We start from the raw sequence: 19,727 nt of genomic DNA on the forward strand, positions 1-19,727 counted from the left end.
GCTCCAGCTCGCCGCGGCCGCCGTGCTGCCCGAGCAGCAGTGGTCCCTCCGCTATCCCGCGTAGGCACGCGACGTCCCACGACGCCCCGTGCCCACCCGGCCCGGGGCGTTCGTCAGCACCGCTTCCTTCCGTCCGCCACGTCCGGCGACGACCAGGAGGCTCGGCGTACGACCGTCTCGGACCGTCACCTCGACCGTCACGAAAGCGAGACGACTCCATGAAGAAGATCAACGACCGATTGCTCAGCTGGGCCTCGATGCTCGAGGACAACACCGAGCAGCAGGCCCGCACGACCGCGCGCATGCCGTTCGTGTTCCCGCACCTGGCCCTCATGCCCGACGCACACCTCGGCCTCGGGGCCACCGTCGGGTCCGTCATCCCGACCCTCGGCGCGATCATGCCGGCGGCCGTCGGCGTGGACATCGGCTGCGGCATGATCGCGGTCCGCACGCAGTTCACCGCCACCGACCTGCCCGCCGACCTGCAGGGCCTGCGCGAGCAGATCGAGCGAGCGATCCCGCTGTCGGCCGGTGCGTCGAACCGGAAGATCGTGGCGACCGCCGCTCCCCGGATCGCCGCGCTCGAGGCGATGGCCGAGACCGCCGGGTTCGACCCCGACGGCGTGCACGGCGGGTGGCGGAACCAGCTCGGCACGCTCGGGTCCGGCAACCACTTCATCGAGGTCTCCCTCGACGAGCAGGACCGGGTCTGGCTCTTCCTGCACTCCGGGTCGCGGGGTGTCGGCAACAAGATCGCGCAGCGGCACATCAAGGTCGCCAAGAAGGCCATGGAGCGGTGGTGGATCCAGCTGGCGGACCCCGACCTGGCGTACCTGGTCGAGGGCACACCGGAGTTCGACCGGTACATCGCCGAGCTGCGGTGGGCCCAGCACTTCGCGCTGCTCAACCGCGAGGAGATGATGGACCGCGTCGTGCGGCAGCTGTCCGAGGCCGTCGGCACGCCCGTCGACGAGCGCGAGCGGATCAACTGCCACCACAACTTCACGCAGCGTGAGACGCACTGGGGCAAGTCCGTGTGGGTCTCACGCAAGGGTGCGATCCAGGCGAAGGCCGGTCAGCCCGGCCTGATCCCCGGGTCGATGGGCACCGCGTCGTACGTGGTCGAGGGACTCGGCAACAAGCCCTCGCTCGAGTCGTCCCCGCACGGTGCCGGCCGGCTGTTCTCGCGGAGCGCTGCCCGGCGGACCTTCACCCACGAGCAGCTGCGCGAGGCGATGGCCGGCATCGAGTACCGCGACACCGACGCGTTCCTCGACGAGATCCCGGCCGCCTACAAGCCGATCGACCAGGTCATGGCGGACGCCGAGGACCTCGTGTCGATCCGGCACACCCTGCGGCAGGTCGTCAACGTGAAGGGCGACTGAGACGCGCCCACCGACGGACGGGAGGCCCGTGGCGGCACCGCCACGGGCCTCCCGTCCGCCACGTGGCGGACCGCACGGCCCGGCGCGCCCCGGACAGGACGGCACGCGTCGGGCACGCTGGGCCGTGATGAGCGACACGGCGGAACACGCAGCGAAGGAAACCGGACGACAGGTTCGGCGGGCGGCCGACAGCCGCTGGTTCGAGGTCACGGCACGCGCCGGGTTCGTCGGCAGCGGCATCGTCCACCTGCTGATCGGGTACCTGGCGATCCTGCTCGGGATCGGCAACGCGTCCTCGGGCGGCGAGACGGACCAGTCCGGTGCGCTGCAGCAGATCGCCGCGGTCCCCGGCGGGGTGTTCCTGCTCTGGCTGATCGCCGTCGGCACGGCCGCACTCACCGTGCGCCTGGTCGTCGAGGCGATCGTCGGCGGCCGTTCCGACACCACGCGGGGCTGGCTCGCCCGGCTGAAGGACGTCGCGAAGGCCGTGGTCTACGGCGTGATCGCGTACTCGGCGGCCTCGTACGCGCTCGGTGCCGGGTCGAGCTCGAGCAGCTCGTCGCAGAGTGCCGCGGCGAAGACCCTGGCGACACCGGGCGGAGTGTTCGTGCTGGTCCTGGTCGGGGCGATCGCGGTCGCGGTCGGCATCGGCCTCGTGGTGATCGGCTGCCGCCGGTCCTTCCGGAAGCAGATCACGCGACCGTCGGGTCAGCTCGACCGCGTGGTCACCGTGCTCGGCGTCGTCGGGTACGTCGGCAAGGGCGTCGCCGTGGTCATCGTGGGCGTGCTCATCGCCGTCGCGGGGCTGCAGAGCGACCCCGACCAGGCCACCGGCCTCGACGCCGCGTTCGACGCGGTGCGGAGCATGCCCGGTGGGGTGTTCGTCCTCGTCGCGATCGGCATCGGGTTCCTGGCCTTCGGCGTCTACAGCTTCTTCCGCGCGCGGTTCGCCCGCCTCTGACCCGCGGGCGCCACCGCGGACTTTCGCGCTGGGCGACACCTCACGGGGCAAAGCGGGCGTGAGGTGTCGCTGAGCCCGTGAACTCGCCGCCGCGCCACGCGCGACCGCGCCGCGGCGCCACGCCTGAGCGAGCACGGACCGCCCCCGCGGTAGACGGGGTCGATGAGCACCAACGTCACGACCGGCCCCGCGACCGTCTTCGCCGACGCCCGAGCGGTCCTCGCCGAGAGCATCGTCTGGGACCCGTCCGCACAGCTGCTCCGGTGGGCCGACATCACCCTCGGCACCCTCAACACCGCCGAGGCCGACGGCACCGTGCGCTCGAGCGTGCCGCTGCCGCCCCCGCTGGCGAGCTTCCAGCCCCGGGCCTCCGGCGGGTTCGTCGCGGCCCTCGGCGACACCGTCGTGGTGACGGACGAGCAGGGATCCGTGGAGCGTGAGATCGCCCGCGTCACCCACAGCACCTCGGGCAACCGGTTCAACGAGGGCAAGTGCGACCCGTTCGGCCGGTTCCTGGTCGGCAGCATGAACGTGACGACCGGCGAACCCGACGCGGCGCTCTACTCGATCGAGGCCGACGGCACGACCCGGGTGCTCCGCGGCGGCTTCGGCGTGACGAACGGCATGGAGTGGTCGGAGGACGGCAGCACGATGTACGTCACCGACACCAGCGCCTCGACGGTCTTCCGCGGGTCGTACGGCCCGGACGGCGAGCTCGGCGAACTCGAGCCGTTCATCGTCGGTCAGGCGCACGACGGCCTGGTCCGCGACGACGAGGGCTGCTTCTGGAGCGCGATCTACGGCGGGTCCCGCGTCGAGCGCTACGGGCCGGACGGCTCGCACCTGGAGACGGTGGAGCTCCCCGTCGCCAACCCGACGTCGGTGGCGTTCGGCGGCCCGGACATGTCGACGCTCTTCGTCGGGACGGCCCGCGAGAACCTCACCGAGCAGGAGCTGGAGCAGGCGCCCCGGTCCGGCGCGGTCTTCGCGGTGCCGACGACGGTGCACGGGTTCCCCGCGAACACCTTCAGCGGCTGAGCACGTCGTCGCCGCCCGCGCGGACGGCGGCCGGGTATCCTGGGCGACCGCCCGACCGGAGGAGACCCACGTGGACGACGAACGCCAGGCACCGCGGCCGGACCCGGCCGGCGAGCTCGCCCAGGCCGAGGACGCTGACGTCACGGTGCAGGTGGACCGGGTCGCGGTCGACGGCACCTACGTCCGGGTGAGCTCGATCGGTGAGCCGGGCGAGCGGGCCTTCCTGCTCGTCGCGGGGCTCGGCATCGCCTCGACCTACTACGAGCGGCTCGCCCCGCACCTCAACGAGAACGGGCCGGTGCACGCGCTCGACCTGCCGGGCTTCGCCGGAGTCCCGCGGTTCCGCGGCAAGGTCTCGATCGAGCGCTACGCCGACGCGGTCGAGCGGGTCATCGACGACCTCGGGCTCCAGGACCCGGTCCTGGTCGGGCACTCGATGGGCACCCAGGTCGTCACCGAGGTCGCCGCCCGCCGTCCGGGGATCTCCGACCTCGTGCTCATCAGCCCGGTGGTCGACTCGTCGGCACGGACGGTGCGGCAGTCGGCGTTCCGGTTCCTGCGGTCGACGCTGCACGAGCCCGCCGCGGTCCGCTGGCACGGCATCACGGCGTACGCACTGTGCGGCTGGCACTGGTTCCGGAAGGTCCTGCCGCGGATGATCGCGTTCCCGATCGAGGAGCGCGCCGCCCACGTGCAGGCCCGCACCCTGATCGTCCGCGGTGAACACGACGCGATGGTGCCGCGGGACTGGGTCCGTCGGCTGGCGCGGGTGTTCCCGTACGCGGTCCTCCGCGAGGTCGTCGACGGCGCACACTCGGTCATGCACGCACAGGCCGACGCGGTCGCACGGCTCGCGGTGGCGCACGTCGACCACCGGATCCCCGACCGGGGCGTGTCGTCGCTGCAGCGGGTGCGCGACGACTCGACGTCGTCGGACCTGGCGCGGCTCAGCCCGGGGGACGCCTGGTTGCTGGTCAAGTCGCGGTTCATCGAGCTGTTCGGGATGGCCCGGAACGACGACGAGACGCTCGAGGCGGCCAAGTCCGCACACGCCGTCGCGATGGCGGACGGCGACGACCTGCCGGTCGACCCGGCGGATCGCCGGGCGGTCGTCGACGAGGTCGCGCCGGAGTCGAAGTAGCCAGCACCGTCGAAGCAGCGGGCGTCGCGATCTGCGGGCGACCGCCTGGAGGCCCGGTGCCGGTACGACGGACGGGCACCGGGCCTCCAGGCAGTCGCGACCACCGCGACGGGCGAGCGGTCAGGGCGTGATGCGGCCCGGCAGCATGTCGGGCGTCAGCGCGTTCGCCTCGGCGAGGACCTTGCGGGCCTCGTCGGTCTTGTCCCACACGTTCCAGAGCAGCACGCCCCGGACCGTGTCGTCGTCGTCCAGGTAGTAGACGACGCCGGTGACGGTGGGGTCCTGCCAGTCCTCGACCGTGCGGAGCTTCGAGCTGACCTGTCCGACGGCCTCGTACCCCATGTCGAAGACGTCGGAGTAGAACATCGGCGTGTGGTCGTAGGTCTCGTCGGCGTCCGCGAGGTTGCGGCCTGCCTGACGACCCTGCTGCTGGGCGTTGTCGACGTGCTCCACCCGGCGGGTGCCGAGGATCCGGTCCGGGTACTCGGCGACGTCACCGGCGGCGAACACCGAGTCGTCGTCGGTGAGCAGCGTCGAGGTCACCACGATGCCGTCGCGGACGGTGAGTCCGGCGTCGGCGGCGAGCTGCGTGGCGGGTTCGATGCCGAGTCCGGCGACGACCGCGTCGGCCTCGACCACGGACCCGTCGTCGAGCGTCAGTCGCACGCCGTCGGCCGTCTCGGTGCCCTCGGACACCCGACGACCGGTGCGGAGCTCGACGCCGTGGTCGACGAAGCGCTGCTGGAACGCCCGAGCCAGGTCGTCCGGGAACATCCGTCCGCCGACGACCTCGTCCGGGTCGACCAGCGTGACGCGTGCACCGTTCTGCACGATCCCCGCCGTGATCTCCTGGCCGATGTACCCGCCGCCCACGACGGCGACGTGCGCTCCGGCGTCCGCGAGTTCGCGCAGCCGGCGGTAGTCCGACGCGCTGCGGTAGTCGAGCACGCGTGCCGACGGGGACAGCCCCGGCAGCCCCCGGGGCTTCCCGCCGGTCGCGAGCAGGAGCCGCTCGTAGCCGTGCGTCGCGCCGTCGGCCGTCGTGACGGTCTTCGCGGCACGGTCGATCGCGGTGACCGCGGTGCCCAGGACGAACTGCGCCCCGGTCTCCTCGGTGTGCAGGTCGACCTTGTCGTCCCAGCTGAAGTCCGGGTCGGTCCAGAGCTTCTTCGAGAGCGCGGGCCGGGCGTAGGGCCGGTCGACGTCCTCGCTGAGGATGCCGATCGACCCGTCGGTGTCGAGCTCGCGGATGCCACGGGCAGCAGCGTCGGCGACCATCCCGCCGCCGACGATGAGGTAGCGGAAGTCGGTCATGACGCCTCCTGGCGGTGCTGTGGTGCCACGATCAGATCGTGGCGACCGAGCCGGAGTCGACCCGGTAGTTGGCGCCGTTCACGAAGCTGGCCAGGTCCGAGCACAGGAAGGCCACCACGTTCGCGACCTCTTCCGGCTCGCCGCGGCGCTTGAGCTCCATGTACGGCCGCTCCTCTTCGAGGAAGCTGCCGATGGCCTCGTCGAACGAGGTCCCGCGCTGCTTGGCCCGCTTGTCCATCATCGCGTCCGTCATCGGCGTGTGGATGAACGCGGGGGAGACCGTGTTCACCAGCAGCCCCTCGGAGGCGTAGGAGCGCGACAGGCCCTTGGCGAACGAGAGCACCCCGGCCTTGGCGGCGCAGTAGGGCAGCTCGTCGTCGTACGGCTGCGAGGCGTCCTCGGACACCAGGTAGACGATGCGTCCCCAGCCGCCCTGGCGCAGGTCGCCGATGAACTCGCGGGTGATCCGCACCGGCCCCATCAGGTCGATGTCGATCGTCTCCACCCAGCCGGCCTCGTCGATCTCGTGGAACATGCCCTGGGCGCCGGTGACGCCCGAGGACTGCACCAGGATGTCGATCTCGCCGACCGCTTCACGCACCTTGTCGTGCAGGGAGGCGAGGCTCTCGGCGCTCCGGACGTCGGCGGCGAAGGCGTGCAGCTTGCCGAGCGGCGCCTCGAGCTGGTCCGCACTGGTGTCCAGACGGCTCTGGTCGATGTCGGTGACGACCACGGTCGCACCCTCTGCCAGGAGGATGCGCGCCGTGTTCCAGCCGATGCCGGAGTCGCCGCCGAAGACGAGTGCGGTCTTGCCCTGGATACCGAGGTCCACCCGGGCCCCTACGCGTGTGCCGACGCGTCGGCGACGGCAGGCGTGGTCGCGGAGGCCAGCGGGGTGCTGGGCGCGCGGTTCTCGGCGGAGACCATCCACGCGAGCTGCTCGAGGCGCTCGATGAAGCCGTGGAGCAGGTCCGCGGTCGTCGGGTCCTCGTCGTCGACCTCGTCGTGGACATCGCGCATGGTGCCGGTCGCCTGGTACAGCCGGAGCGTGACCTGGTCGATGGCGTCGTGCGTGGTGATCTCGCCCGAGGGGAACGCGTCGAGGTGGCTGCCCGCGGAGACGGTCGCCGAGCGGCCGTCCGGCACGAGGTACAGCGCACGCATGCGCTCGGCGGTGTCGTCGGCGAACTCACGAGCTGCGTCGACGATCTCGTCGAGCTGCAGGTGGAGGTCGCGGAAGTTGGTGCCCAGGATGTTCCAGTGGGCCTGCTTGCCCTGCAGGTGCAGGTCGATGAGGTCCACGAGGACCGCCTGGAGGTTCTTGGCCATCTTGTCCGAAGCGTGCATGGTTGTGGCTCCTTTCGCGTCGGTGTGACCGTTCCGGTCTACGCGGTGCCGCAGTGCACGCTCTCAGTGCGCTCGGAGGCAGCGTCCCCCGAGGTCGTCCGGTGCAGGGCTGCTCAGTGCGACGGCGCGGGGTCGACCTGGTCGACTGCGTCGCGCATCTGCTCCAGGAACCCGGCGACGATCCGCGCCTCGGACGCGGGGAGCCCCTCGGCGATCGACATCATCCGGCGGTGCATCACGCCGAGCGTGGCGCGGACCTCGTCGTCGGTCTCGGTCGTCGGCGTGATGACGAGGGCCCGGCGGTCGGTGGGGTGCGGGTCGCGGCGGACGTGGTTCGACTTGACCAGGCGGTCGATGAGGATGGTCGTCGAGGCCGACGAGATCTTGAGGTACGCGGCGAGGTCCTTCGGGCTCACGGCGGTGCCGGAGCGCTGCGCCTGCAGCAGGAAGCGCACGGCGAGCAGGTCGGTCTCGCCCATGCCCATCGAGTCACGGGTCCGGCGGCGCATGGCCGTCTCGGCGGATCGGTACCGGCGCAGGGCGTTCAGCACCGCGACCCCGCGTTGGGTCGCGTCGTCGTCCGGGAACCAGTACCCGGACGCCTCGGTGATCTCCTGCGTCGACATGGCGTTCAGGGTAACCCGTCTCGTATCTCGGCCGTCTAGTGAACTCCCGGGTTCTGCGGCGTCCGATGCGTCCGATGCGTCCGCACCGGACGGACAGGAGGCCCGTGGCGGGGTCGCCACGGGCCTCCTGTCCGATGGTTCGTCGCGTTACGCGGCTGCCTGCTCGTCCGTGCCGGCTGCGGCCTCGGCGAGCGCGGTGAGCGCGCCCTGCACGAGCGTCGTGACCTCGGCGTCCTCACGCGGGTGGGTCTCCGCGAAGCGGACGACCGACTGCGGGATGGCGACCTTGACGTCCTCCAGGACCTTCGCGCCGGCGATGCCGGCGGCCTTGCGGGCGTCGTCGTGGGCCCAGACGCCGCCGTACTGGCCGAACGCCGAGCCGATCACGGCGAGGGGCTTGCCGGACAGCGGCGAGGCACCGAACGGACGCGAACCCCAGTCGAGCGCGTTCTTCAGGACGGCGGGGATGGTGCCGTTGTACTCGGGGGTGATCAGCAGGACGGCGTCCGCGGTGGCGACGGCGTCGCGGAAGGCGACGGCAGCGGCGGGCGGGGTGTCGCCGTCGATGTCCTCGTTGTAGAACGGCAGGTCGACGATGCCGTCGAAGGTGTGCAGCTCGATGCCCTCCGGCGCGTGGTGCGCGGCGGCCTCGGCGAGCTTGCGGTTGATGGAGTCGGCGCGCAGGCTGCCGACGAGGACGAGGACGTTCGTCATGGAGCTCCTTCTGTTGCGGGATGCTGTTGCTGGACGGAAAGGTGTCAGCGACAACCAATGCGATCGTAGGGGGCGCTATTCCCAGCACCCTGGGTACGGTGGCGACGTGACCACGCTTCGGACCCCGGCCAGCACGCCACGAACCACCGACCCGACCTGGTGGCGCGATGCCGTCGTCTACCAGGTCTACCCGCGCAGCTTCGCCGACACGGACGGCGACGGGCTCGGTGACGTCGCGGGCATCACGAGCCGGGTGCCGTACCTGGCAGCGCTGGGCGTCGATGCCCTGTGGCTCTCCCCGTTCTTCCCGTCGCCGCTCGCCGACGGTGGTTACGACGTCGCCGACTACCGCGCCGTCGACCCGAAGCTCGGGTCCCTCGACGACCTGGACGCCCTGGTCAGGGCCGCCCACGAGCACGACCTCAAGGTCATCGTCGACATCGTGCCGAACCACACCTCGGTCCAGCACGAGTGGTTCCGGGCCGCGTTGGCGTCCGCGCCGGGGTCGGCCGAGCGTGCGCGGTACGTGTTCCGTGAGGGCTCGGGCGCCTCCGGGGAACTGCCGCCGAGCGACTGGGTGTCGAACTTCGGTGGCAGCGCGTGGACCCGAGTGCCCGACGGGCAGTGGTACCTGCACCTGTTCGCCCCCGAGCAGCCCGACCTGGACTGGTCGAACCCCGAGGTCCGCGCCGACTTCGAGGACACGCTGCGCTTCTGGTCCGACCGCGGTGTCGACGGGTTCCGCGTGGACGTCGCGCACGGGCTGGCGAAGGACCTGTCGACCCCGTACCGGCCGTCGAACGAGCAGGACCTGCCGCTCGACGGCTCCGACCCGCTGTACGACCGCGACGAGGTGCACGAGATCTTCGCCACCTGGCGCCGGGTGCTCGACGAGTACGACCCGCCCCGTGCCGCGGTCGCCGAGGCCTGGGCCCCGGCACCCCGCCGCGTCCTGTACGCCCGGCCGACGGAGCTCGGGCAGGCCTTCAACTTCGACCTGCTCGAGGCTCCGTTCGAGCCCGATGTGTTCCGTCGGATCATCGAGCGGAACCTGGCCGCCTCGGAGCAGTCCGGCGCCTCGAGCACCTGGGTGCTGTCGAACCACGACGTCGTGCGGCACCCCACCCGCTACGGCCTGCCGGACGGCACCGACACCGACGCCTGGCTCATGACGGACGGCACGACGCCGGAGCTCGACCGTGCACGGGGGCTCCGTCGGGCCCGAGCGGCGACGATGCTGATGCTGGCGCTGCCCGGGTCGTCGTACGTCTACCAGGGCGAGGAGCTCGGGTTGCACGAGGCCGCCGCGATCCCGCGCGACCTGCTGCAGGACCCGAAGTGGCTCCGCACCGGGCACACCGTCAAGGGCCGGGACGGCTGCCGTGTACCGATCCCGTGGACGCGCTCCGGACCGTCGTTCGGCTTCGGGGACGTCGCACCGCACCTGCCGCAGCCGCAGGACTTCGGGGAGTCCTCGGTCGAGGCCGAGGACGGCGATCCCGAGTCGACCCTGTCGCTGTACCGCCGGGCACTGGCCGCACGGCGTCGCCTGCAGCAGGGGGAGGCGCTGACGTGGCTGGAGTCCGGCTCCGAGGTCGTGGCGTTCGCGCGGCACGACGGCTGGCGGTCGGTCACGAACTTCGGCACCGCGCCGGTGCCCCTGCCGGCCGGGACCGTCGTCGTCGCGTCCGGGCCGCTCGACGGGGTCGCACCGGGGCTGCTGCCGGGTGAGACGACGGTGTGGCTGGCCTGAGCGGTCCGCTCGCGTCGTTCTTCCTCCACAGCCGGGAGGCCCGTGGGGGCGTTCCACAGATCGTCTCCCCGCCGCCCGGGGGTGACGTCCCGGTCGCGAGCATCGGGGCATGACAGATCCCACTGCATCAGCTCCAGCTCCAGCTCCTGCCCCAGCGCCTTCCCTCGACCGGCGGTCGTTCCGCTCGCGGGTCGTCCGCCGTCTCGCTGCGGCGTGCGCCACCCTGACCGCGATCGGCGTGCTCGCGGCACCCGCGGTCCTGCCGTCCGGGTCGAGTGCGGCCGCCCTCGACTTCCCGTACGTCAACCAGTTCTCCAGTGCGTCCGGCGGTGCCCTGCACGGTGACGCCGCGGTGTCCGGCGGCCGACTGCGGCTCACCGACGACGTCCGGAACCAGGCGGGGGCGTGGTCGACGAACGACACGTTCCCGTCCGACACCGGGCTCGAGATCGAGTTCACGTACGCGATGCACACCGAGAAGGACGACCCCGGCGCCGACGGCCTGCTGCTGTACCTGGCCGACGGGGCCTCCGCGCAGGGCGTCGGGTCCTTCGGCGCCGGTCTCGGGTACGCATGCCGCAAGGAAGCGACCGAGGGCGGTGGCCGGGAGTGCGACCTGCCGGGCGTCCCCGGTGGCTTCGCGGCCGTCGCGATCGACCACTACGGCAACTTCTCGTCACGCATCAACGGGTCCGGCCCCGGAGCACAGCCCGACCACGTGGTGGTCCGGGGCTCCGGCAACGGGACCGAGGGCTACCGGTACGTCGCCGGTGCCGCGGCACCTGGTGGCACCGTGACGGCCGGTTCGACGCCCCGGACGGTCCGGATCACCCTGCTGCCCGACGACGACGGCGGGCTCGCGGTCTCCGTCCGGCTGCAGGTCGGCTCGACCATGCGCACCGTGCTCGACTCGGTCCCGCTGCACGGCGACGGGCAGGCCGCGCTGCCGAGCACGCTGCGCCTCGGGTTCGCCGGGGCCACCGGCAGCCACGTCGACAAGCACGAGGTCGACGCGCTCCGGGTCTGGAAGCCGGCGGACCTGTCCGTCGAGCACGACCTGCCCGCGACCGCGACGGCGGGCGAACCGCTCCGCTACACCGTGACGGCGCGGAACCCCGGCCCGAACGCCGCCGACCCGAGTCCGCTGCAGGTCGACGTGCCCGACGGCGTCGAGGACGTCACCTGGACCTGCACGGCCGCGGACGGCTCCGCCTGTGCGACCGGGTCGGGCACCGGTGACGTCGCGACCGACCTGTCGTTGCCCCGAGGGGGTTCCGCCGTCGTCACGATCGAGGGCCGGGTGGCCGAGGGCACGTCCGGAGCGCTGGAGAGCGTTGCGACCATCGCCCCGCCGACCTCGTTGTCCGACACGAACGAGGCCGACAACGCCTCGCGGGCGACCACCACGGTCACTGCCCCCGTGATCGCCGCCGACGTCGAGACGGACAAGTCGGTGTCGCCGTCGACCGTCCGGCCCGGTGACGAGGTCGAGTACCTCGTGACGGCCCGGAACCGGGGGCCGTCGGCGGCGCAGCAGGTCGGGGCGGTCGACGACCTGCCCCAGGCCATGCGGTTCGTGGGCTCCGAGGACGGGTGCACGGCCGAGGGGCAGCGGGTGACCTGCAGCTCCGACGTGTCGCTCGAGGTGGGCGAGACCCTGGACTTCCGGATCCGCGCCGAGCTCGACCCCGCGTACCAGGGGGACGGCTCCGACGTGGTGAACGTGGCGACGGCGACCTCGCCGACCGACGCGGACGGCGGCGACCCGTCCACCGGCGTCGCGATCGTCGTGGGCCCGGACGACGAGGGGCCCACGCCGAGCCCCGTGCCGACGAGCGGGCCGGCTCCGGACGACGGGGACGACGGTGGTGACGGTTCCGGTGGTGACGACGGTGACGGCGCCGGTGTCGACGACGACGGCGGAGCCGGTGACCCCGCAGTCGACCGTCGTGCGGCTGCCCCCGTCGGAGCCCTCGCCTACACCGGCGCCGAAGGGCTCGGCCTCGCCGCGGCGCTCGCCGCCCTGGCCGCCGCCGCCGGATCCGTGTGCTGGTGGCTCGCCCGACGTCGTGCTCGCCGGAACGCGCCGTCCGACGACCCGCAGCAGCCCTGACACCGCCGGGACGGCACCCGGAGGCGGTGTCGTCCCGGTGCACGGGTGTGGACGTCCACAGGGGGTCGAGTCCGCTCCCGGTCGGGCGTCCACCCCACCGGCGGTAGGATCGGATCCACGATCCGCAAGCCCGAAAGAGGTCTCGTGTCCGACACCGTGGACGACGCCACCACCGTGGAAGACGCGACCCAGCGCGCGCGGTACTGGCCGATCCCGATCCTCCGGGCGGTCCCCGCAGCGGTCGTCGCGATGGTGATCACCTTCTCGACCAACCACGCCGCGGGCTACGGTCTCCTGCTGTTCGGCGGCTTCGCCCTGGTCGACGGCCTCGTGCTCCTGTTCGGCGGGATCTCCCGACTGCCCCTCGACGGTCGATCGCGTCGCACGACCCTGCTGCAGGCCGTCATCACCCTGCTCGCCGCCGTCGCCGCGTTCGCGTGCAACGGGTTCGGGCTGCCGGCCTTCATCACGGTCATCGTCGCGTTCGCGGTGCTGACCGGGGCCCTCGAGCTGTCGCAGGGGCTCCGTGCCCGGCGACGCTCGCCCTTCGCTCGCGACTGGACGACGATCGGCGGCCTCACGCTGCTGCTCGCGGTCGCCTTCCTCGTCACGCCGCCGGACTACTCCCAGCAGCTCGGTGGCGTGGAGCAGGTCACCGGCACCCTCGACGCCTCGATCGTGCTCGTCGGCCTGCTCGGCGCGTACCTCGCCATCACGGCCGTCTTCCACGTGATCGCCGGCCTCTCGCACAAGTGGGGCACGGCCACGCCGGCCGTCGCCCCGGACGGAGCACCACACGCATGACCACCCCCAGCCGTCGTGACCGTCTGCGCCCGGTCGAGCTCCTCGGGATCTCCGCGATCATCGCGGTGTTCACCGGGCTCGTCGTGCTGTTCTCGACGCGGGAACTGCAGCTGGCCGTGATCTTCCTCGGCGTCGCGTTCATCGTGGTCGTCGTCGTGCTCGCGATGCTGCAGCTCGCCTCGTCGAGCGAGCAGGACGACAACGACATGCTCGGCGGGCACAAGACGCCGGGCGAGGGCGACGGCGACGACTTCCACTGACCGCTGATGTCTGACAGCTGACGGCTGACAGCTGACGGCTCCGGTCGGACACGCCCGAGATCACGAATCCGCCACGGTCCTGTCAGGATCGCGGGTCCTGCCGACACCTCTGAGTGAAGGAGGTGGGATGTGGACGTGACGACCGGCACCGACACGGACGAAGGACTCGTCCGTGCGATGGCACAGGGAGACACCGGCGCGCTCGCCCGGGCGTTCGACCGGTACGCCGCCACCCTCACCCGCTACGCGTGGGCGCTCGTCGACGACCGGTCCGACGTCGAGGAGATCGTGCAGGACGCGTTCCTGACGCTCTGGCAGCGCGCCGCGACCCTCGAGCTGCCGGCGGACACGGTGCTGCCGTGGCTGCTCGTCGTGTGCCGCAACCACGCCTTCAACACCGGGCGCAAGCAGGCCCGGCGCCGCACGGACGAGCTCCCGGAGCACCTCGCCTCGCCCGCCGACCACGACGAGGCCCGCGAGACCCTGCGCTGGGTCCGCGCCGAGATCGCCGCGCTCCCCGACCTCGACCGCCGCATCTGCGAGCTCTGCCTGCTCGAGGGGCACTCGTACGCCGAGGCCGCCGAACTCCTCGGACTCACGGTCGGCGCGGTCACCCAGCGGGTGTCCCGCAACCGTCGACGACTCAAGAAGGTGGTGATGCACGATGAACACTGAGCCTCCGCAGGGAGACGACCTGCAGCGCATGCTCGTCTCGATGAAGCAGAACGTCCTCGAACGTGCCACCCCGCTCCCGAAGCGTCGTCGTGGCCGGTCCGGCATCGTCATCGGTGTCGTCGCGCTGCTCGCCGTCGGCACCGCGACCGGCGCGGTCGCCCTGACCCTGTCGCAGCAGAACGCCGACCCGGTCGCCGCTCCCACCCAGACCCAGCAGCCCGAGCCCGCGCCGTCCTCCACGACGCCGAGCTCCGCCCCGATCACGGGTGCCCCGGTGCCGAAGCCCACCCCGACGTCGACACCGACCCCCGCTGCGGCGACCATCCCGGCGACGTGCCGCGACATGGTCCCGGCAGAGGACTACACCCGGCTCTTCGGGGAGACTCCGCTGACCGAGATCTCGAAGGCGAAGGACGGGACGGCCGGCGGCGATGGGGAGGACGTCACCTGGGCGAACGGCGAGTCGAAGATCATCTGCACGTGGGCCGATCCCCGAGCCGACGTCAGTGGGCTCACCTTGACCGTCGGGACGGCAGGGCCCGGGGCCGCGGACGTGCTCGCCACCAGTCCGCTGGAGTGCGAGGACCGCGACGGCGGGCGGGTGTGCCAGTCGTCCGTCCCGGCCGAGGCTGCCCCGGTGGACCAGGTCTCCACCTTCTTCCTGCGCGACGACACCTTCATCGTGATCCGGCAGGCGAACTTCCCGACGAACGGACTGCTGGACGCCGTCGTCGGGGAGATCTGGGGGGACTGACGGCCCGGAGGCACGTGGCGGACCCGACCCGTGCCTCCAGTCCGTCGGTGGTCAGATCGTGAGCAGGAACGGTCGCCTCGCGCACCGTGACGCGACCATTCCTGCTCACGAAGCACAGCGAGCGCGCCCAGCGTCACCCGACCCGCGCCGCCACGATGTCGCGCGCCAGCGTCCGGACCGCACGGCTCGGCTCCGGGGACGTCCGGACCGCCAGGCCGATGCGGAGCGGGTCGACCTCGTCCTCCAGGTCGAGCACCGCCCCGTCGTACCGCACGCCCGAGTCCGGCACGACCCCGACGCCGAGCCCGGCCGAGGCGAACCGGATCACGGCGGGCATGTCGTTCATCTCCGCGACGATGCGCCGACGGATGCCGAGCCGCTCGAGTGCCCCGTCGAGGATGATCCGGTTGCCGAACCCGTGCGCCGTGTCGACGAAGGGCTCGTCGGCGAGTTCGGCGAGCGACACCGACGACCGGCCGGCGAGCGGGTGGTCCGCCGCGGTGAACACCCGGAACGGCATCTCCCGCAGCGGCTCCACGACGACGCCGGCGGGCACGGTGGGCAGGCCCGTGTAGGCGATGTCGAGCCGCCCGGCGACCAGGTCCTGCACGAGGCCGGTCGTCCCCGACGGTGAGGTCATCAGCTCCACGGCGACGAGCGGGTGCTGCCGCCGGAACCGCTGCAGCACGCCCGTCAGGTCGACGATGTCCATGCTCGTGAAGATGCCGAGCCGCACCCGGCCCCGCAGGTCGGCGTCGTCGGCGGTGGCCAGGTCGCGCATCCGGTCGAGGGACTCGAGCACTGCGCGGGCGTGGGGGAGCAGGTCCTCGCCAGCGGGGGTCAGGACGAGCTGTCGGCCGGTGCGATCGAAGAGCCGCACGCCGAAGCTGCGCTCGAGCGAGGCGATGCCCGCGGACACCGTGGACTGCGCGGCCCAGAGCCGTTCCGCCGCCCGGGTGACGCTGCCCTCGGCGGCGACGGTGACGAACTGTTCGAGCAGTCGGGTCTCCATCGTCCGAGTATCGAGCAGATCGATCGTGCACATCAAGCGCCTCCGTTGGACTCGATGCACCGCGAGCGCGATCATCGGAGCATGTCAACCGTCACCGACACCCCGACGGGCACCGTCCCCGCCACCACCGCCGCTCCCGCATCCGCGAGCGACCGTGTCATCGCCCCGCGCGGACGCCGTGTCCACACCCGTCGGCGCCACGGTTTCGGCTTCTGGGTCGTCGCCTTCGCGTTCCTCGCGGTGATGGCCTTCGCGACCGTCCCCGCACCCCTGTACGTCATCTACCAGGCCCGCGACGGCTTCCCGACCTTCACCACGACGGTGATCTTCGCGGCGTACGGGGTCGGGGTCGTCGGGTCGCTGTACCTGGCGGGGCACCTCAGCGACGTGCACGGACGCCGTCCGCTCATCCTGGTGTCGATCGCCCTCGAACTCGTCGCCGCCGTGCTGTTCCTGCTCTGGAACGACGTCACCGGCCTCATCGTCGCCCGGCTCGTGACCGGCCTCGGCGTCGGGACGCTGACGGCGACCGCGACGGCGCACCTCGGTGAGCTCCGGGTCCGTGCCACCGGGTCGAGCGACTCCGCGAAGGGCGCGAGCGTCGCCGCCGGAGCCGTGAACCTCGGGGGGCTGTCGCTCGGCGCCCTGGTCGGCGGAGCGCTCGCCGAGTTCGTCGGGCAGCCGCTCATGGTCCCGTACGTGGTGTTCGTGATCGCGCTGGCCGTCGCGTTCGTGCTCGTGCTGGCTGCACCGGAGACGGTCGACCGTCCCGAGCAGCCCGTGGCCTACCGCCCACAGCGCATGCAGGCGCCGGAGGGGCAGGGTGCGGCGTTCTGGGCAGCCGGCGCAGCCGCGTTCGCCGCGCTCGCCGTGCAGGGCCTCTTCACCTCGGTCGCGCCGAGCTTCCTCGGCACCACCTTCCACGTCACCGACCGCCTGGCCGCCGGGGCCACGACCTTCGGGGTCTTCGCCGCGAGCGCGCTGTCGCAGATCGTCTTCGCCCGACTGTCGCAGCGTGCGCAGATCCGGCTCGGCATGGTGCTCCTGGTCGTCGGACTGGTCGTCCTCGCCGTCGCCGCGGTCCTGCTGCAGGTCGCCGGGTTCATCGGCGGCGGGGTCGTCGCGGGAGCCGGCGTCGGCCTGCTGTTCCGCGCGGCGATCGGCAGCGCCGCAGCACTGGTCGGCCCGGAGCGTCGGGGCGGCGTGCTCGCCGCCACGTTCCTCATCGCCTACGCCGGGCTCACGGTGCCGGTCGTGGCCGTCGGGGCGGCGCTGCTGGTGATCCCGACGCTCCCCGTCCTGATCGGGTACGTGGTGCTCGTCGCCGTCCTGGCCGTCGTCGCCGGCACCCGGCTGGCCGCGCGCGCCTGACGCGTGGCGGGCCTCCCCTCCGCCCGGAACCAGGTTCCGGACACCGCACCGCGCGATCGCGCGGTGCCGTGTCCGGAGCCTGGTTCCGTCGTGCGGTCGAACTCCCGGCATACTGGGCGCGTGCCCCGGAACCGCAACCGTCCCGTGATCACCGGCGTCGCGGCCGTGGTGGCCGCCGGTCTCCTCGCCGGCGGGTTGTTCCTGACGGCACGGCAGGGCGCGGACGACCCCACCATCGGTGCCGGCTCGGCCTCACGGACGCCGAGCGACGCGCCGCCGGCCGCCGGTGACGGCACCGTCACGATCACCCGCACCGGGCCGGACATGCCCGGCAGCACCGCGCTCGGCCGATGCGACACCACGACCCAGGCGGCCGTCGCGCAGTACGAGACCGAGGCCCTGGGCCGCGTCACCCTGCAGTGCGGCACCGTTGCCCAGGGCTACGAGCACATCCGGGTGCGGCACACCGCCGACTGGCAGGACGTCGTCACCGGGCACGGCTCGCGCGACTGGGACGACGCCATGCTCACCGCGGTGCAGACGGCGCTCGAGGACCCGCGCCCCGGGTTCCCGCTCGACGCCGGCGACGGCAAGGTCTGCTACGCCGCACCCGTCCGGTTCGACGACGGTTCACGCCCCGACGACGAGCCCTGGGTGAAGGTGATCGTCTCGGCCACCACCGACCGGGTGATCACGGCCTACCCCACGCGCACCGACGACTGCTGACGCGGGCACCCGCGGACACCCGTTCTGCGACAGACCACGCGTCGATCACCTGGTGGATCGTCGCGAAGCCGCAGCGACGCCCACACGCCCGAGCGCGGACCCTACGCGTGCACCTCGTACTCGTGCCGCCGGTGTGACACCGGCTCCAACTGGAACGTCGAGTGCTCCACCGGCACGTCGAAGTGCTCCGCCACGCACCGCTGCAGCTCGTCGAGGATCGCGGGGGCGTGCGCCGTCGAGAAGCAGTGGTCGTCGACGACCACGTGCGCGGTCAGGTTCGGCACCCCGGTCGCCACGAGCGTGGCGTGCAGGTCGTGCACCGCGATGACGTGGTCGAGTTCGAGGATGTGGCCACGCACGTCGTCGAGGTCGAGCCCCGGCGGCGTCGACTCGAGCAGCACGTTCGCGGTCTCGCGCAGGAGCCGGATCGCCCGCGGCAGGATGAGCAGGCCGATCAGGATCGCGGCGACGGAGTCCGCCCGCTCCCACCCGGTCAGCATGAGCACGATCGCGGCGATGATGACGGCGACCGAGCCGAGGGTGTCGTTGAGGACCTCGAGCCGGGCGGCGCGCGAGGTGAACCCCTCGCCCGAGGCCCGCAGCAGCACCGCGTAGGCCACCAGGTTGCCGACGAGGCCGACGATGCCGAAGACGAGCAGCGGCCCGGAGTGGATCTCCTCGGGCACGAACAGCCGCTGCACCGCCGAGATGATCACGTAGACCCCGACGGCGAGCAGGATCGCGGCCTGTGCGGTGGCCCCGAGGACCTCGGCCCGCTGGAAGCCCCAGGTGCGCTGCGCGGTCGGGGACCGGCGGGCGAGCCGCGTCGCGACGAGCCCGATGCCGAGTCCGCCGGTGTCGACGACCATGTGCCCGGCATCGACGAGCAGCGCGAGCGAACCCGTGACCACGGCGCCCACGACCTCGGCGAGCAGGATGCCCGCCGAGATGCAGAACGCGATGAGCAGGGCGCGCTCCGAGGCGTGCCCGACGCCGTGCCCGTGGTCGTGTCCCATGTGCGACATCGTAGGGATCCGCACTGACGACATGCCAGGATCGAACCGTGAGCCGGTCGCCCTACGAGCTGTCCACACCGCCGGACGTGCTGGCTCGGCTGCACCCGCGGCTCCGCACGTACTTCGGCCCCGTCCCGCCCGGGCACGTCGGCCGCGGCGAGGGCGTCTTCGACGTCGTCGGCACCCCACGTCGGTGGCTCTGGCCGGTGCTCGCGGTGTTCGCCCGCGATTCCGTCATGTTCCCGGTCTGGGAGCGGGACGTTCCGTTCACGGTCGAGAACCGGCCGGCTCGCGTCCGCCGCGGGTCAGGGGTCAGCCTGGAGGCCCGGGTCGCCGTCCGCGCGCACCGCACCTTCCGGTTCCGCTCCGGGAGCCGCACGATGGTGGACGCCATCACCGCCGAACCCGACGGCCTGGTCGACCACCTGGGTCGCCACGGGCGCGTCAGCGCCCGGCTCCGGGCGCAGGTCGACGCCGACGGTCCCGACGCGGGCGCCCTGCGCCTGGTCTCCACGCGCGTGACGTTCCGTGCGCTGGGACGCGATCTGCGCCTCCCGGCCGCCCTGAGCCCGCGTGTGACGCTGATGGAACGATTCGATGACGAAGCGGACCTCCAGCGCGTGTCCCTGGTGCTCACGGCGCCGGTGCTCGGCACGCTGTACCGGTACGAGGGGGCGTTCCGGTACGAGATCGCGCCGGACACAGAACGGGGATGAG

20 protein-coding genes are annotated in these 19,727 nt (G+C 72.3%); 13 read left to right on the forward strand and 7 right to left on the reverse strand.

Features of this window, described 5'->3' with window-relative positions; translation table 11 throughout:
• Nucleotides 1–218 precede the first annotated feature (218 nt).
• From DEJ11_RS01850 to DEJ11_RS01865, 4 genes are all read left to right on the forward strand, one after another.
• The gene (locus DEJ11_RS01850) at nucleotides 219–1,385 is read left to right on the forward strand and encodes an RtcB family protein (protein WP_111105024.1); all 1,167 of its coding nucleotides are present in this window, start codon (nucleotides 219–221) and stop codon (nucleotides 1,383–1,385) included.
• A 127-nt stretch (nucleotides 1,386–1,512) separates the two neighbouring features.
• Nucleotides 1,513–2,346: a DUF1206 domain-containing protein gene (locus DEJ11_RS01855; RefSeq protein ID WP_111105022.1), complete on the forward strand. Its 834-nt coding sequence runs from the start codon at nucleotides 1,513–1,515 to the stop codon at nucleotides 2,344–2,346.
• Nucleotides 2,347–2,508: 162 nt separating this feature from the next.
• Nucleotides 2,509–3,384, forward strand: a complete 876-nt coding sequence (locus DEJ11_RS01860) for an SMP-30/gluconolactonase/LRE family protein (RefSeq protein WP_111105020.1) — start codon at nucleotides 2,509–2,511, stop codon at nucleotides 3,382–3,384.
• Nucleotides 3,385–3,454: 70 nt separating this feature from the next.
• On the forward strand, nucleotides 3,455–4,525 hold the full coding sequence (locus DEJ11_RS01865) for an alpha/beta fold hydrolase (protein WP_111039756.1): 1,071 nt from the start codon (nucleotides 3,455–3,457) through the stop codon (nucleotides 4,523–4,525).
• Nucleotides 4,526–4,645: 120 nt separating this feature from the next.
• Here the strand turns inward: DEJ11_RS01865 and DEJ11_RS01870 are convergent, their stop codons facing one another.
• The 5 genes from DEJ11_RS01870 to DEJ11_RS01890 all read right to left on the reverse strand — a co-directional run bounded on the left by DEJ11_RS01870 (nucleotide 4,646) and on the right by DEJ11_RS01890 (nucleotide 8,526).
• Nucleotides 4,646–5,839: an NAD(P)/FAD-dependent oxidoreductase gene (locus tag DEJ11_RS01870; protein WP_111024713.1), complete on the reverse strand. Its 1,194-nt coding sequence runs from the start codon at nucleotides 5,837–5,839 to the stop codon at nucleotides 4,646–4,648.
• A 31-nt stretch (nucleotides 5,840–5,870) separates the two neighbouring features.
• A complete protein-coding gene (locus DEJ11_RS01875; RefSeq protein ID WP_111046250.1) occupies nucleotides 5,871–6,671 on the reverse strand; it encodes an SDR family NAD(P)-dependent oxidoreductase in 801 nt (266 codons plus the stop codon).
• A gap of 8 nt (nucleotides 6,672–6,679) precedes the next feature.
• Nucleotides 6,680–7,186 carry a Dps family protein gene (locus DEJ11_RS01880; protein ID WP_071404882.1) on the reverse strand — a complete coding sequence of 169 codons (507 nt, stop codon included), beginning with the start codon at nucleotides 7,184–7,186 and terminating at the stop codon, nucleotides 6,680–6,682.
• A gap of 113 nt (nucleotides 7,187–7,299) precedes the next feature.
• Nucleotides 7,300–7,812, reverse strand: a complete 513-nt coding sequence (locus tag DEJ11_RS01885) for a MarR family winged helix-turn-helix transcriptional regulator (RefSeq protein ID WP_111024711.1) — start codon at nucleotides 7,810–7,812, stop codon at nucleotides 7,300–7,302.
• 147 nt (nucleotides 7,813–7,959) lie between these two features.
• The gene (locus tag DEJ11_RS01890; RefSeq protein ID WP_027464982.1) at nucleotides 7,960–8,526 is read right to left on the reverse strand and encodes an NADPH-dependent FMN reductase; all 567 of its coding nucleotides are present in this window, start codon (nucleotides 8,524–8,526) and stop codon (nucleotides 7,960–7,962) included.
• 106 nt (nucleotides 8,527–8,632) lie between these two features.
• On the opposite strand from DEJ11_RS01890, the gene DEJ11_RS01895 reads away from it, so the two are divergent.
• The 6 genes from DEJ11_RS01895 (at nucleotide 8,633) to DEJ11_RS01920 (ending at nucleotide 14,885) form a co-directional block, all read left to right on the forward strand.
• Nucleotides 8,633–10,279 (forward strand): glycoside hydrolase family 13 protein, encoded by a 1,647-nt coding sequence (locus tag DEJ11_RS01895; RefSeq protein ID WP_111105018.1) that lies wholly within the window; start codon nucleotides 8,633–8,635, stop codon nucleotides 10,277–10,279.
• A gap of 109 nt (nucleotides 10,280–10,388) precedes the next feature.
• Nucleotides 10,389–12,392, forward strand: a complete 2,004-nt coding sequence (locus DEJ11_RS01900) for a lectin-like domain-containing protein (protein WP_111105017.1) — start codon at nucleotides 10,389–10,391, stop codon at nucleotides 12,390–12,392.
• Between the two features lie 144 nt (nucleotides 12,393–12,536).
• A complete protein-coding gene (locus DEJ11_RS01905) occupies nucleotides 12,537–13,196 on the forward strand; it encodes a DUF308 domain-containing protein (RefSeq protein ID WP_111105016.1) in 660 nt (219 codons plus the stop codon).
• Nucleotides 13,193–13,456: a hypothetical protein gene (locus DEJ11_RS01910; protein ID WP_071404886.1), complete on the forward strand. Its 264-nt coding sequence runs from the start codon at nucleotides 13,193–13,195 to the stop codon at nucleotides 13,454–13,456. Before DEJ11_RS01905 ends, DEJ11_RS01910 begins: the two co-directional genes overlap by 4 nt.
• 135 nt (nucleotides 13,457–13,591) lie before the next feature.
• On the forward strand, nucleotides 13,592–14,131 hold the full coding sequence (locus DEJ11_RS01915) for an RNA polymerase sigma factor (protein ID WP_017886488.1): 540 nt from the start codon (nucleotides 13,592–13,594) through the stop codon (nucleotides 14,129–14,131).
• Nucleotides 14,121–14,885, forward strand: coding sequence for a hypothetical protein (locus DEJ11_RS01920; protein ID WP_146250101.1), 765 nt, complete (start codon nucleotides 14,121–14,123; stop codon nucleotides 14,883–14,885). Before DEJ11_RS01915 ends, DEJ11_RS01920 begins: the two co-directional genes overlap by 11 nt.
• A gap of 133 nt (nucleotides 14,886–15,018) precedes the next feature.
• On the opposite strand, the gene DEJ11_RS01925 is transcribed toward DEJ11_RS01920, so the two are convergent.
• A complete protein-coding gene (locus DEJ11_RS01925) occupies nucleotides 15,019–15,897 on the reverse strand; it encodes a LysR family transcriptional regulator (RefSeq protein WP_181440732.1) in 879 nt (292 codons plus the stop codon).
• An 81-nt stretch (nucleotides 15,898–15,978) separates the two neighbouring features.
• Here DEJ11_RS01925 and DEJ11_RS01930 point away from each other — a divergent pair, with 81 nt between their 5' ends.
• A complete protein-coding gene (locus DEJ11_RS01930; RefSeq protein ID WP_111105010.1) occupies nucleotides 15,979–17,268 on the forward strand; it encodes an MFS transporter in 1,290 nt (429 codons plus the stop codon).
• A gap of 120 nt (nucleotides 17,269–17,388) precedes the next feature.
• Nucleotides 17,389–17,994: a hypothetical protein gene (locus DEJ11_RS01935; RefSeq protein WP_111105008.1), complete on the forward strand. Its 606-nt coding sequence runs from the start codon at nucleotides 17,389–17,391 to the stop codon at nucleotides 17,992–17,994.
• Between the two features lie 101 nt (nucleotides 17,995–18,095).
• Here the strand turns inward: DEJ11_RS01935 and DEJ11_RS01940 are convergent, their stop codons facing one another.
• A complete protein-coding gene (locus DEJ11_RS01940) occupies nucleotides 18,096–19,010 on the reverse strand; it encodes a cation diffusion facilitator family transporter (protein WP_111046242.1) in 915 nt (304 codons plus the stop codon).
• Between the two features lie 47 nt (nucleotides 19,011–19,057).
• Between DEJ11_RS01940 and DEJ11_RS01945 the strand changes: the two genes are divergently transcribed.
• Nucleotides 19,058–19,726 (forward strand): DUF4166 domain-containing protein, encoded by a 669-nt coding sequence (locus tag DEJ11_RS01945; RefSeq protein WP_111105006.1) that lies wholly within the window; start codon nucleotides 19,058–19,060, stop codon nucleotides 19,724–19,726.
• The last annotated feature ends 1 nt before the right edge of the window (nucleotide 19,727 follow it).

Origin of the sequence: Curtobacterium sp. MCLR17_058 (genome assembly GCF_003234705.2) — a bacterium.
Lineage (GTDB): Bacteria > Actinomycetota > Actinomycetes > Actinomycetales > Microbacteriaceae > Curtobacterium > Curtobacterium flaccumfaciens.

Coding starts and splice junctions, on each gene's coding strand:
- DEJ11_RS01850 (WP_111105024.1), top strand. CDS start 219: ATGAAGAAGATCAACGACCGATTGCTCAGCTGGGCCTCGATGCTCGAG.
- DEJ11_RS01880 (WP_071404882.1), bottom strand. CDS start 7,186: ATGCACGCTTCGGACAAGATGGCCAAGAACCTCCAGGCGGTCCTCGTG.
- DEJ11_RS01890 (WP_027464982.1), bottom strand. CDS start 8,526: ATGACGAACGTCCTCGTCCTCGTCGGCAGCCTGCGCGCCGACTCCATC.
- DEJ11_RS01870 (WP_111024713.1), bottom strand. CDS start 5,839: ATGACCGACTTCCGCTACCTCATCGTCGGCGGCGGGATGGTCGCCGAC.
- DEJ11_RS01855 (WP_111105022.1), top strand. CDS start 1,513: ATGAGCGACACGGCGGAACACGCAGCGAAGGAAACCGGACGACAGGTT.
- DEJ11_RS01920 (WP_146250101.1), top strand. CDS start 14,121: ATGAACACTGAGCCTCCGCAGGGAGACGACCTGCAGCGCATGCTCGTC.
- DEJ11_RS01885 (WP_111024711.1), bottom strand. CDS start 7,812: ATGTCGACGCAGGAGATCACCGAGGCGTCCGGGTACTGGTTCCCGGAC.
- DEJ11_RS01900 (WP_111105017.1), top strand. CDS start 10,389: ATGACAGATCCCACTGCATCAGCTCCAGCTCCAGCTCCTGCCCCAGCG.
- DEJ11_RS01910 (WP_071404886.1), top strand. CDS start 13,193: ATGACCACCCCCAGCCGTCGTGACCGTCTGCGCCCGGTCGAGCTCCTC.
- DEJ11_RS01925 (WP_181440732.1), bottom strand. CDS start 15,897: ATGGAGACCCGACTGCTCGAACAGTTCGTCACCGTCGCCGCCGAGGGC.
- DEJ11_RS01930 (WP_111105010.1), top strand. CDS start 15,979: ATGTCAACCGTCACCGACACCCCGACGGGCACCGTCCCCGCCACCACC.
- DEJ11_RS01860 (WP_111105020.1), top strand. CDS start 2,509: ATGAGCACCAACGTCACGACCGGCCCCGCGACCGTCTTCGCCGACGCC.
- DEJ11_RS01940 (WP_111046242.1), bottom strand. CDS start 19,010: ATGGGACACGACCACGGGCACGGCGTCGGGCACGCCTCGGAGCGCGCC.